General features: G+C 47.2%; 12 protein-coding genes. 7 read left to right on the plus strand and 5 right to left on the minus strand.

The features are described from left to right. Positions 1 to 160: 160 nt before the first annotated feature. Complete coding sequence (locus tag QUA16_RS09575) at positions 161 to 361, minus strand: hypothetical protein (RefSeq protein WP_333105930.1); 201 nt, start codon at positions 359 to 361, stop codon at positions 161 to 163. A 3-nt stretch (positions 362 to 364) separates the two neighbouring features. Beyond that, positions 365 to 1,171, minus strand: coding sequence for a serine O-acetyltransferase (cysE, locus tag QUA16_RS09580; RefSeq protein ID WP_333105929.1), 807 nt, complete (start codon positions 1,169 to 1,171; stop codon positions 365 to 367). A gap of 17 nt (positions 1,172 to 1,188) precedes the next feature. On the opposite strand from cysE, the gene QUA16_RS09585 reads away from it, so the two are divergent. Then, positions 1,189 to 1,413, plus strand: coding sequence for a hypothetical protein (locus QUA16_RS09585; protein WP_333181110.1), 225 nt, complete (start codon positions 1,189 to 1,191; stop codon positions 1,411 to 1,413). Positions 1,414 to 1,497: 84 nt separating this feature from the next. Here the strand turns inward: QUA16_RS09585 and QUA16_RS09590 are convergent, their stop codons facing one another. Further along, positions 1,498 to 1,980, minus strand: coding sequence for a hypothetical protein (locus QUA16_RS09590; protein ID WP_333106508.1), 483 nt, complete (start codon positions 1,978 to 1,980; stop codon positions 1,498 to 1,500). Between the two features lie 129 nt (positions 1,981 to 2,109). Here QUA16_RS09590 and QUA16_RS09595 point away from each other — a divergent pair, with 129 nt between their 5' ends. From QUA16_RS09595 to QUA16_RS09605, 3 genes are all read left to right on the plus strand, one after another. Continuing rightward, positions 2,110 to 2,370, plus strand: coding sequence for a hypothetical protein (locus QUA16_RS09595; protein ID WP_333181111.1), 261 nt, complete (start codon positions 2,110 to 2,112; stop codon positions 2,368 to 2,370). 182 nt (positions 2,371 to 2,552) lie between these two features. Then, complete coding sequence (gene mrdA, locus QUA16_RS09600; protein ID WP_333106510.1) at positions 2,553 to 4,379, plus strand: penicillin-binding protein 2; 1,827 nt, start codon at positions 2,553 to 2,555, stop codon at positions 4,377 to 4,379. Positions 4,380 to 4,557: 178 nt separating this feature from the next. After that, positions 4,558 to 4,683, plus strand: a complete 126-nt coding sequence (locus QUA16_RS09605; protein WP_333106506.1) for a hypothetical protein — start codon at positions 4,558 to 4,560, stop codon at positions 4,681 to 4,683. Positions 4,684 to 4,847: 164 nt separating this feature from the next. Here the strand turns inward: QUA16_RS09605 and QUA16_RS09610 are convergent, their stop codons facing one another. Continuing rightward, positions 4,848 to 6,602 (minus strand): DUF3352 domain-containing protein, encoded by a 1,755-nt coding sequence (locus tag QUA16_RS09610; protein ID WP_333181112.1) that lies wholly within the window; start codon positions 6,600 to 6,602, stop codon positions 4,848 to 4,850. 115 nt (positions 6,603 to 6,717) lie between these two features. Between QUA16_RS09610 and QUA16_RS09615 the strand changes: the two genes are divergently transcribed. Next, positions 6,718 to 7,344: a Uma2 family endonuclease gene (locus tag QUA16_RS09615; RefSeq protein ID WP_333106504.1), complete on the plus strand. Its 627-nt coding sequence runs from the start codon at positions 6,718 to 6,720 to the stop codon at positions 7,342 to 7,344. Between the two features lie 170 nt (positions 7,345 to 7,514). Here the strand turns inward: QUA16_RS09615 and QUA16_RS09620 are convergent, their stop codons facing one another. Next, positions 7,515 to 8,120 carry a pentapeptide repeat-containing protein gene (locus QUA16_RS09620; RefSeq protein ID WP_333106502.1) on the minus strand — a complete coding sequence of 202 codons (606 nt, stop codon included), beginning with the start codon at positions 8,118 to 8,120 and terminating at the stop codon, positions 7,515 to 7,517. A 135-nt stretch (positions 8,121 to 8,255) separates the two neighbouring features. Here QUA16_RS09620 and purL point away from each other — a divergent pair, with 135 nt between their 5' ends. Together purL and QUA16_RS09630 are read left to right on the plus strand one after the other, a co-directional pair. Then, positions 8,256 to 10,931 carry a phosphoribosylformylglycinamidine synthase subunit PurL gene (purL, locus tag QUA16_RS09625; RefSeq protein WP_333106501.1) on the plus strand — a complete coding sequence of 892 codons (2,676 nt, stop codon included), beginning with the start codon at positions 8,256 to 8,258 and terminating at the stop codon, positions 10,929 to 10,931. Between the two features lie 332 nt (positions 10,932 to 11,263). Continuing rightward, entirely contained in the window at positions 11,264 to 12,994 is a 1,731-nt protein-coding gene (locus QUA16_RS09630; protein WP_333106500.1) for a bifunctional serine/threonine-protein kinase/formylglycine-generating enzyme family protein, read from the plus strand. The last annotated feature ends 16 nt before the right edge of the window (positions 12,995 to 13,010 follow it).

A 13,010-nucleotide genomic window follows, 5' to 3' on the forward strand; every position in this document is an offset into this window, starting at 1 on the left:
CATTAGTCATTAGTCAGTAGTCATTAGTCATTAGTTATTAGTCATTAGTCAGTAGTCATTAGTCATTAGTCATTAGTCATTAGTCAGTAGTCATTAGTCATTAGTTATTAGTCATTAGTCAGTAGTCATTAGTCATTAGTCATTAGTTATTAGTCATCACTTAACAGTTAACATTCACCCATGCCCAATGCCCATTGCCCATTGCCCAATGCCCAATGCCCAATGCCCAATGCCCAATGCCCATTGCCCAATGCCCAATGCCCAATGCCCAATGCCCAATGCCCAATGCCCAATGCCCAATGCCCATTGCCCAATGCCCATTGCCCAATGCCCATTGCCCATTGCCCAATGCCCAATTCAAATTTTAGATGCCGGTGCCGTCAAAAAATTCTTGAATTGCTTTATCTTTTAACTTGCAGCTAGGGGTTGTAACTAGCTGTGTTTTTTCGGCTACGGCTACATTGCTGGCTTGGTTTAAAGATTCTGATACTGAGTGGAAATTATGGGAATTGGGAACAGAAGTTAAGGAGACAGATGCTTGAGGAAGCAAACTTTTTACTTGCTGTTCGAGGGACTCGATACGATCGAGCAAAGAGCGAATTACCACAGCTTCCGAATCCGGCAAACTGCCGTGTTCGAGGGGATTGACGCGCACTCCCGATCGATAGACGATGCGGCCGGGAATCCCTACCACTGTACAGTCAGATGGTACGTCGCGGAGCACGACGGAACCTGCGCCGATGCGGACGTTATTCCCAATTTGCAGATTGCCCAGTACCTTGGCGCCGGCACCGACAACTACATTTTCACCCACGGTAGGGTGACGCTTGCCGCTTTGTTTGCCAGTTCCGCCCAGGGTGACACCTTGATAAATTAGGGCAAAATCGCCGATAATGGCTGTTTCGCCGATCACAACCCCCATACCGTGGTCGATGAATACGCTTTTGCCGATGGTTGCCCCTGGGTGGATTTCAATTCCGGTCAAAAAGCGAGCAATGTGGGAAATCAAGCGGGGGATGAAGGGAAGCCCCAACACATAAAGCCAGTGTGCGAGGCGGTGCAGCACTAGGGCCTGAAGACCGGGGTAGCAAAACAAAACTTCCAGCCAGTTGCGAGCTGCAGGGTCGCGGTCGAAAATTATACTGAAGTCAGCTCTAAGAGTCTTTAGCACTTTCGGAGTTACCTATTTTGGTTAAACACGCCACTTTCGATTTTACATTTTACTTGATGGCGGAAGTGAGCGGTCGATCGGGAGATTGGGTAGTGGGAGATTGGGGAAATTGGGGCATGGGGCATGGGGCATGGGGCATGGGGCATGGGGCATGGGGCATGGGGCATGGGGCATGGGGCATGGGGCATTGGGCATTGGGCATGGGGCATGGGGCATTGGAACTGACAACAAATAACCAATAACTAATAACTACTGACAACTGACAACTGACAACTGACAACTGACAACTGACAACTGACTACTGACTACTGACAACTGACTACTGACTATTCCTGTACTGAGATTGTATAGTTAGACTTGACTCCGGGTTCGAGAGTACCTACCCAAATCCTGTAAGAGCCTGCTTGCCAGTCAGAATCAAGTATGCCAGCATCTTTATTCTGACCTATATCGTCTCCGCAGCGCACCGCATTACCGGGGCCTTGTACGAGTAAGGTGGTGTCCTTGCCTCCGCTGTTGACTTGGAGTGTGAGTTTTGAAAAGTTTTGCTGCAAGACTATGATGTGGTCGGGAGTTGGGGTGGCAAAACCCAAACATTTGTTTTTGTGGCGATCGGCGTTGGCTATGGCAGATAGAGAGTACGATCCGCCTGTGGAACCTCTCAAAACTGCTGTTGGGGCTGCAAAACCTCGCGATAAAGTTAAAGTGCCGAAATTGACTGTTTCTGCTAAAACTGGTAGGGCGGCGATCGCAGCGATCGCAGCCAAGAGCGCACCGTTTTTGAACTTGGCTCCCTGATTAAACAACATGGCAATACTCCTCGCTCACAACTTAACATCACAACTCAGAATTTACCCATCGCAGCCCCTAGAATCGAAATTCGGGAGGAAGAATAATTTTTTTTAAATTAGTTCAAAACCTCCTCGCTTCTCTTCCTTATGTCTATCAGGACAATCCCTGTACGATCGCGCTCGCTTGTGCCACTCGGATTTCTGCCACAGGCGATCGACTCATATCCGAAATTGTACGGTGTCAAGATGATAAATTTGATACTCCTAGCCTTGCTGTTGGCGATCGGTTCCCTATTGACACAGGCCTTGGTATTGTTACCTATAGGTCTATCTGGCTGGCTTCACCTCCCTAATTGGCTGAGCCTGGCCTTGATTTTGCTGGCTATTTCTTGGTGCTTGGGGGATTAGTCAACCGTCAGCAGTCATGAGTGATGAGTCATGAGTGATGAGTTATTAGTTGTTAGTCAAAAAATTATCAATCATTCCGCTTCCCCCAAAGGTCAAGCCCAGATTGGGCCCGGTTTGATGATGTATACTTCACAATTGACAATCAGAAACCTAAAATCTAGGATTTGACATCTACCTATAGAATGATGCAACGACAAGTTTATTCGATCTCAGCATTTCACTCTTCTGACAAAAGCCTGGGGGAAACTCCTAAGAAACACGATCGCCCGATACACCGGGCGATCGTGTTAATGCTGGTGGCAACAGGTTTGCTGGGCCTGCACGCTAGTCGGCTGGTGGAATTGCAACTGATACAAGGGAAGCAACACCGGGAACGAGCCGAAAACAATCGCGTTCGCCTAGTGCCCATGCCGGCGAATCGCGGACACATTATCGATCGCAAAGGCAAGTTGCTAGCGGCAAACAATTTAGCTCGATCGGTATATTTGTGGCCGAAAGAACAAACGCCGGAAGAGTGGAAAGCGACAGCAGAAAAGTTGAGCCCGCTGCTTAAAATCCCGGTCGAAGAAATTTTAAAAAAAATAAAAGAGGTCGATCCTCTATCCTACAGACCGGTGCGGCTCAAGCAAGCAATGCCGCCAGAGGTGTTTGTGCCGCTAGCAGAACAGGTGGGACAAATACGGGGAGTGGAAGTCCGGCCAGAAGCGAACCGCTACTATCCCGAAGGCAGTTTGGCGGCTCACGTGCTCGGATATATTGGCGAAGCTACCGCAGCAGACTTGAAAGCTCATCCCGAATATCCGATGGGGATGATTGTCGGTCAAATGGGCATAGAAGCGAGCTCTAACCAGAAGATTGCCGGAGTTTGGGGCGATCGGCTGATCGAGGTAAATGCCCAAAATCAAGAATTACGGCTGATGGGAGAGACACCGCCCAAACCCGGTGAGGCGGTGCAGCTAACCATAGACTTGTCCATGCAAAAAGCAGCCGAAAAAGCCCTGGGGAATCGCCGGGGAGCAGTAGTGGCGCTGGATGTCAAAACCGGGGCGGTATTAGTTATGGCCAGCCACCCGACTTTTGACCCCAATCTGTTTACGCGAAAAATCACTAAGGGTGAGTGGGAAACTCTTCAAGAGCAGGAAGATCCATTTTTGAATCGGGCCATGCAAGGCTATCCCCCCGGCAGCACGTTTAAAATTGTGACTTCCGTCGCGGGCTTGGAGTCGGGCAAATTTTCGCCGGACTCAATTCTGGGTACTTCGTCTTACATTACTGTGGGGGGAATTGATTTTAACGAACACAGCGGCGGTTACGGCGACATCGGCTTTCGGGAGGCTTTGGCTTTCAGCAGCAATACGTTTTTTTATCAAGTGGGGATTAGTACCGGGCCGGAGCAAATTGCTAAGTGGGGACACCGCTTGGGAATTGGCAAGGATACGGATTTGAATCTTTTGGGGCTAGGCGGCGGCGCTCACGGTCAAATCCCGACGCCGGAGGAGAAGGAGAAACTTTATAAAGAACCTTGGTATGCGGGTGATACCGTAACGATGTCGATCGGTCAGGGGTTGGTGTTGGTGACTCCTTTGGAGGCGGCGGTGATGGTGAGTTCGATCGCTAATGGGGGCTATCGCGTGAAGCCTCATCTTTTGACTTCTATGACCGGCACACCGGAGACTCAAGGGGTACATACGGGGATGAAACCTTCAACAATTCAGGTAGTTAAGGAAGGACTGATCGCGGTAGTTGCCGAGGGTACGGGACAGGGGATGAATGACGGTACGATTCCGCTGACGGCGGGCAAAACAGGGACTTCGGAGGTCATTGGACAGGAAGATCACTCTTTGTATGTCGCCTTCGGGCCCGCCCAGAAGCCGGAAATTGCGATCGCCGTGATTGTGGAAAATGGCGGTTTTGGTTCTGTTGCTGCAGCCCCGATCGCCAAAGAGGTATTTCAAGCTTATTTTGGGCAACCGAAAAAGGTGAAGCAGCCAGTAGTTATTAGTCCTTAGTCCTTAGTCCTTAGTCCTTAGTCAGTAGTCATTAGTCCTTAGTTATTGGGAATGGGGAATTGGGCATAGTGTCTTGTTTTTCTTCTTCCTTCTGACTAATGACTAATGACTAATGACTAATGACTACTGACTACTGAGGGAGCATCTCACCTTTGCGGCCAAGCTAGAAATTGGAGTTTTGAGGCAGGAGGCAGGAGGCAGGAGGAAGAAGGAAAGAGGAAGAAGGAAAGAGGAAGAAGGAAAGAGGAAGAAGGAAGGAGCCACAAGAAGGAAGGAGCCACAAGAAGTATTTTTACAAATATGAGATGCTCCCACTAATGACTAATGACTAATGACTAATGACTAATGACTAATGACTAATGACTAATGACTAAGGACTAATGACTAATGACTAATGACTAATGACTAATGACTACTGACTACTGACTAATGACTACTGACTACTGACTACTGACTACTGACTACTGACTAATTCAGCCGCATAAATATAGTAGCTTTGCGAATTCCTGTTATTTCTCCCGTACTGGTGACAGTGAGCGATCGCAAGTGGTCGAACAATGGTCTTGCCGAAAGTTCAATTAACCTCAACAGCGGGATTTGTTTTTCCCAAATTGCCCTGCTGGAGGGCCAGTCTAAATAAAAATAGCCGTCGTTAGATGGCGGTAGCGGTTCAATGCTGGTTTGAAAATCTTGATTGGCAACTAAAGAGCCTGTTTCTGCTGCTTCTAGTGCTGCGTCCATTGCTTCTACTGAAGTGGTGAAAATTTCGTATTTGCCGACGGTGGCTCGGACTCCTTTGGCCTCGGTTTCGATCGCACTTTTTCTATTATTTTCTTTACCATAATTGGGGTTCGTTGTCAACTGCGTCCAAGCGGTAATTTTCTGGTTTCTGAGAGTGAAGCTGCCGATGCTGTATTCTTTGCTGCGGGCAATTTCATCGAGTTTGTCGATCGCCTTTTGGGAATCAGCAGATTTTTCGGCTGCGAAAATCCAATCGGCACTATTTGACGAATTCGGAAGCACTGCTAAAGCGTATTCTCCTTGTACCCAGTCAAATATATCCTGCTGCAGGTTGACGCCCCAAACTTGCTGAATATCTGCGAGGGTGCGATCGACTAAATTTGAGACTTCAGCGTTAGTGGAAACCGCCGATGACAAATCAGCCCAAAAATTCCTTAAGTCGGTGCTGGCGACCGCGAAAGGGCTCGCTGAGGGAATGTATTGCAAGGCTTGCACAGGTTCGGAGAGTGTTGGAGAAGCTGTGTTTTCTCGCGATGTCACTAAAGCAGTTTGAGCCAGCAATCCCCGTCGGTTGACTCCGACAGCAACTGCGAGGGAATTAAGAGAAACTTGGGGATTTTGCTCGGTTGCTGATTGCGGGAGATTGACAAATGCTAAAGCGATTCTGCCTTGAGTTAGCTGCTGCAAAGCTTTTTGATATTCCGGGGTATTGTTGAGATTTAGGTTAGCTGATTCAACGTTATTAATTGCATCTCGAATCACAATCGGGCTATTGGAAAATAAAACAAAACTTTGGTTATTCCCAGAATTTAAATTACCGCCGATGGCTGCTGTTGCGAAGCTGGATGGCAACTTTGAAGTCGGCAGAGAAAACGGGTTAAAAGGCGAAAGCGAAGCAGATTTTTTCTGGGCTATGGGTGCTTGTTTATAATTAATTCTCACGCCTTTATATATTTCCGACTGCACTGTTTTATCGCCACGAGATTGTTGGCGCCAGTAGGAGTCGAGAAATTTTTGGCTGCGATCAACCTTTTGGGAGGAAACTGCCACCAAAAACCCGGCTTGTTTGCCGTTGCTGCTGTCGCCATCGAAATCTGGGTTTGTGACGGCGAGGGTAATTTCGTCACCTATCCAAGGTTGGATATCTCGACTGTAATCCACGCCTGTATTGCCGAGGAGACTTTTTTTGATTTGCTCAAATTCTGCGTGCGATCGACTTCTTTCTTCGGGATTGGCAAAAACTTGTCGCAATGCTTCGAGGCGATCGGGATTTACCAGCATTGAAGCTAACAAAGGTGCTTGTTTCGAGACAAACACAGCCGCAGCAGGAGTAGTTGTCGGCCCGCCGGCGAGCAAATTCAGGGGAGTTTGAGTTGTCAGCCAGTAAAAACCACCGGCACTCAAGCCTAAGAGTGCCAAGACGCCAGCAATGAGGAAAGAAAAGAACGATCGCAATTTCATACAACCAGGACTAATGACCACAGTCTATTATTAACTAGAGTAGCGCATGACCGTAGCTGTCGGCAGATACTTTTTGTGCTGTTCGCAAAACAAAAAGATAAACTAAAATATACTCAAGCTTTAAAACCAAAGTAAAATGCTAACAATATCAACGCCCCCCGAACAGCGAATTTTACTCCCCAATATCAGTTGGCAGTTATATGAAAGCCTCCTAGGGGAACTGGGCAACAAACGTTCCACCAGAATTGCTTATCATCAAGGTCAATTAGAAATTATGGTGCCGCTACCCGAACATGAAAATCGCAACAGGCTGATCGATCGCTTAATTGTAACTCTCATAGAAGAACTCAATCTAGAGTACAACCCCTTTGGATCGATGACGATTAAAAAACGCAGAAAAGCAGCGGGGAAAGAACCAGATTCATGCTATTATATCCAGAATGAAGCACTGGTCAGAGGGAGAACAGAATTAGACTTTGCTCAAGATCCGCCGCCAGATTTAGCACTAGAAATCGATATTACCAGCAGTTCCTTAAATCAATTCGATTTATATGCAGATTTAGGCGTACCAGAAATTTGGCGGTACGACGGACGAACCATCAAGTTTTATCAATTGCAAAATGGCGAATATGCCGAGTGCAATTTTTCCCGGGCTTTCCCGATGCTACCGACTGCAAAAGTTGACGAATTTATCGATCGCTGTCAAACTACAGGCGCAACCACAGCAGTGCGAGAATTCCGGGAATGGGTCAATCGATTTTAGATTTTAGATTTTAGATTTTAGATTTTAGATTTGAAGCATTCACCCCACGAATAAATTTTGGGGGGCAAGTTTCATCGGATACAGGTTTTTTATTTCTGGACGGATGAATCCGGGGGCTTGTATCCTGGATGCTTTCGGTAAAAAATCAAAAAAATCAGTAATTGTGTAGTCTACCACGGCACTCCTCGCGCATCGGAAAAATCGGCATCTAGAACCGCTCCCGGATCGAATACAGCATCAGTTAAATCAGCTTTTCTAAACGACGTTATCGATAATTTTTCTATTTCTTCAACAGCAATAAAAAAGCCGATCGCAGTTAACCCAAGAATTACCCCAGAAACCAAAAACAAGACAATTCCCCTGAGAGTATCTCCGCCCAAAAATGTCACAATACCGCTAGCGCCGATCGCAGCAGCAGCCCCAGCCACGGCCCCCGCCACAATCCCAGCCTCGCACCGAGTCGCAGCAATCGCCGTCGCAGCGGTTCCAGCCACAGCCACAGCCCCCGCATCCGCCCCGGCTATCAGTCCCGTCAAAGCGCCAGCCGCCGTCACTGTCACCGCTGTCACCCCAGCCCTAGCAATCAAATTTCTTACCCGCCTGCGGCTTTGTCCGGTTCTGACACCCTGAAAATTTGCCCCCCTCAAAATCGCCCCGGTGAAATTGCAGCCTCGAATGTCGGAACCGCTGAAATTCGCCCCTGACAAGTCAAGCCCTTTAAAAGAACGGTTCCGCAAGTTTTGGTTAGCAAAATTGAGATTTCGAGGTAAAGTCATTCGATTTTAGATTTTAGATTTTAGATTTTAGATTCACAACCCAAAAGCTTGGGATTGTAGATTTTAGATTATAGATTTTAGATTAAGCAACCGCAGGGCATTTAGAATAAAGCCTGTGGTTTATAACGAGTTTCCATGTCTCCCATCTCCGAATCCCCATTTTCCCCGGAACAAATTGCCGGTGAAAGACTCACACCTGAAGAATATGAAGAAATCGTTCAGCGTCTTGGCCGCCATCCTAATAAAGCTGAATTGGGAATGTTCGGCGTCATGTGGAGCGAACACTGCTGTTACAAAAATTCGCGGCCACTATTAAAACAGTTTCCCACAGAGGGCGATCGAATTCTCGTCGGGCCCGGAGAAAATGCCGGCGTCGTAGACTTGGGGGACGGCTTGCAACTCGCCTTCAAAATAGAATCCCACAACCACCCGTCAGCAGTCGAACCTTTCCAAGGTGCAGCAACCGGTGTCGGCGGGATTCTCCGTGATATCTTCACAATGGGTGCACGCCCGATCGCACTTTTAAATTCCCTACGTTTCGGCAACTTAGACGATGCGAAAACTCAGAGATTGTTCAAAGGCGTAGTATCAGGAATTTCCCATTATGGAAATTGCATCGGAGTACCCACAGTTGGCGGCGAAGTTTATTTCGATCCTGCTTATTCCGGCAACCCATTAGTTAACGTCATGGCTTTGGGTTTAATGGAAACTCAAGAAATCGTAAAATCTGGGGCATCCGGCATCGGAAATCCTGTGCTTTATGTCGGTTCAACTACTGGCAGAGATGGCATGGGAGGAGCAAGTTTTGCCAGTACAGAATTGACAGACAAATCAATGGACGATCGCCCCGCAGTCCAAGTAGGAGATCCATTTTTAGAAAAATCCTTAATTGAAGCTTGTTTAGAAGCATTCAAAACCGGTGCCGTCGTCGCCGCCCAAGACATGGGCGCGGCCGGAATCACCTGTTCCACATCAGAAATGGCAGCCAAAGGTGGCGTTGGCATTGAATTCGATTTAGACAAAGTTCCAGTTCGAGAAAGCGGCATGATTCCCTACGAATACCTGCTTTCGGAATCCCAAGAACGGATGTTGTTTGTTGCCCAAAAAGGACGCGAACAGGAATTAATCGATATTTTCCACAGATGGGGATTGCACGCGGTAGTAGCGGGGACAGTCATCGAAGAGCCGATCGTCCGAATTCTATTTAAAGGCGAAATCGCTGCCGAAATTACCGCGACTGCTTTGGCAGATAATACGCCAATTTATCACCGAGAACTGTTGACAGAACCGCCAGAATATGCTAAAAAAGCATGGGAGTGGACAGCGGATTCCCTGCCACAATCCACAGTTAAAGGTATCGAAATTAACGGCAATTTCCAAACTTGGAATCAGATTTTGCTGACGCTTTTAGATACTCCCACCATCGCTTCTAAACGCTGGGTTTATCGCCAATACGACCATCAAGTGCAAAACAATACTGTTGTTTTACCGGGAGGCGCTGATGCTGCGGTTGTCAGATTGCGTCCGCTAGAACCCTGCCACTCTTCCCTTGCTAATGGGCTGGAAGAACCCCCCCAACCCCCCCTTGCTAAGGGGGGGCTAAAGAGAGAAGATGCTGTTTCTGAAGTTTCTGAAAGCAAACAGGAAGAAGAGGTAATTCCTCTATTTACAAAGGCACAAGGTAGGGAAACTCCAAAACTTTCTCCCCCCCTTAGCAAGAAGGAAGTGCCGCAGCAAGGGGTTATTCCCGGAGTTGCTGCAACGGTTGATTGCAATTCTCGTTATGTTTATCTCGATCCTTATGAAGGTGCAAAAGCAGTCGTAGCGGAAGCAGCGAGAAATTTAAGTTGTGTGGGCGCTGAACCTCTGGCAGTTACGGATAATTTGAATTTTGGCAGTCCCGAAAAGCCGATCGGATATTGGCAGTTAGCGTCAGCTTGTCGCGGGATTGCTGATGCTTGTCGGGAGTTGGGAACGCCTGTGACTGGGGGGAATGTTTCTCTTTACAATGAAACGGTTGATGCTGAGGGTAATCCTCAACCAATTTATCCGACTCCGGTAATCGGAATGGTGGGGTTAATTCCCGATTTGACGAGGCTTGCTGGCCAAGCTTGGCTAAAGAAAGGTGATTTAATTTATGTGCTGGGAATGGGGCGGCACGACACGGATGATGACACGGATACACGGATGGATTTGGGTGAATCTTTGCTATCTGAAAATTCCCAAGCGCACGACACGGAGGATGACACGGATACAGGGATGGATTTGGGTGAATCTTCGCTATCTGAAAGCTCAAAAATCACAACTTCTCCTACTTTGGGATGTTCGGAATATTTAGCGGCTATTCACGGGATTGTAGCTGGGAAACCGCCAAGGATAGATTTTGAGTTAGAAAGAAAAGTGCAATCGGTTTGTCGCGATGGAATTCGGCAAGGTTGGGTAGGTTCTGCCCATGATTGTGCGGAAGGTGGAATTGCGATCGCCCTCGCGGAATCTTGTATTTCTGCTAAAATGGGTGCGGAAATTCATCTCAGTTTCAACTCCGCAAATGTCAGCCGCTGGGATGAAATTTTGTTTGGTGAAATGGGCAACTGCATTGTAGTTTCAGTCGCACCGAAAAATCAAGAAATTTGGGAAGCTTACCTGCAAGAACATTTGACAAAAATGTGGCAGAAAATAGGTTTAGTTTGCTGTCCGGAATCACCTTTGCGGGTTGTGACTGCTGACAATCAAGTGTTAATTGAGGTGGCGATGAGTGAGATGGGCGATCGATTCTATAATGCGATCGAGCGTCGGATTGCATCTGCCTAATCGCATTCCATACAAAGGGCGGTTGAAACCCCGTCTACACAGACGAAACCCGCCTTCGCGGGTTAATGGCTCATACACACGGCGGTTGAAACCGCGTCTACACAGACGAAACCCGCCTTCGCGGGTTAAGAAAAACCCGGCGGTTGAAACCGCGTCTATACATACGAAACCCGCCGACGCGGGGTGCATTTCTTGAGTCCGCGAAGGCGGACTTTGTGTGTGTAGAAGCGATTTCAATCGCCGTTTCTATTTCCGTGTCAATCCCCCAATCAATCGCCGTGTCAATCACCCAATCCCTCTATATAATATGAACAATATCATTCATAAAATAAATGATTTGCTGTATCAATCCCGACTGCCCCAATCCTCAAAACCCTGACGGGCAAACCTATTGCATCAGTTGTGGCCTTCAACTCGTACCCATCCTGCGAAATCGTTTCCGCACGATCAAACTCCTCGGTCAAGGTGGCTTCGGTCGAACCTATTTAGCAGAAGATATTGATAGACTAAATCAACCCTGTGTCGTTAAACAATTAGCACCAAATGTCCAGGGAACTTGGGCGATTAACAAAGCGGTAGAATTATTTCAGCAAGAAGCCAAACAACTACAACAGCTAGGACAACATCCCCAAATTCCATCACTAGATGCCTATTTTGAACAAGACAACTATCTGTATCTCGTACAACAGTTTGTCGATGGGGACAATTTGTTAAACCTTTTCCAAAATCAAGGAATTTGGCCAGAAAACCAAGTTAAGCAACTATTACTCGAACTTCTACCTGTTCTCAACTTTATTCACGAACAAAAAATTATTCACCGAGATATCAATCCTCAGAATATTATGCGCCGTCGCAGCGACGGTGTATTAATGCTGATTGATTTCGGAGTTTCCAAACAGTTGTCGGGAACAGCGATGTCGAGACTGGGAACGCAAATTGGTACGCCTGGTTATTCACCATTTGAACAAATGAAAGGGGGTGAAGCTTATCCAGCCAGCGATTTGTTTAGCTTGGGGGCGACGGCTTTTCATCTACTGACGGGGCTATATCCTTTTGATTTGTGGGTGGATCAAGGTTATAGTTGGACAGGAAATTGGCAGCAACATTTGAAAAGTCCCATAGATAAGCGATTGGACTTGATTTTATCTAAGTTGTTGGCAAAAGATATCCAGCACCGCTATCAATCAGCCGAGGAAGTTTTAAGAGATTTTCAACGTCAGTCAACACCAAATTTTATACAGACTTTAAAAAGGTTTGACTTTGACCCGGTAACAGTTGAGGTGCGGGGTAATATAAGTAGCCGTCAACGCTGTCAAGCACAATTTTTTAGTGAAAATTTAGGTAGCGGTGCAATCTTAGACATGGTAGCAATTCCTGGTGGCAGTTTCGTGATGGGTTCCCCCAATACGGAAGCAGGGCGAAGTAACAATGAAGGGCCGCAGCGTACTGTTAATATCTCTCCTTTTTTTATGGGTAAATATCCCATTACTCAAGAACAGTGGGAAGTAGTGATGGGAAATAACCCTTCTGATATCAAAGGTTTGAAACGTCCTGTAGAACAAGTAAGCTGGAATAATGCTCTGGAATTGTGCCAGAAAATTTCTCAAAAAACCGGCAAGATTTATCGCTTACCTTCGGAATCCGAATGGGAATATGCTTGTCGCGCCGGAACTACAACGCCTTTCTATTTTGGCGAAACAATTACCCCAAATTTAGTTAATTATGATGGCAATTATCCCTACGGTGCTGCGCCGAAGGGACTTTACCGCAAACAAACAACGGATGTGGGGAGTTTTCCGCCGAATCCGTTTGGTTTGTATGATATGCACGGGAATGTTTGGGAATGGTGCAGCGATAAATGGCATGGTAATTATAACGGCGCACCGACTGATGGAAGTTCTTGGGAAACTGGAACAGATAATAACCGAGTGCTGCGTGCTGGTGCCTGGAACTGCAATACGGTCTATTGCCGTAGTGCCTATCGTGGCAGGAATTGGGCGGTCCATCGCAGCAGGCACCTCGGTTTTCGGGTTGCGGTAGCTTCGGTTTCTTCCTCGTCCTAGTTTCCGCGTACTAATG

Origin of the sequence: Microcoleus sp. S13_C3 (assembly GCF_036700905.1) — a bacterium.
Lineage (GTDB): Bacteria > Cyanobacteriota > Cyanobacteriia > Cyanobacteriales > Microcoleaceae > Microcoleus.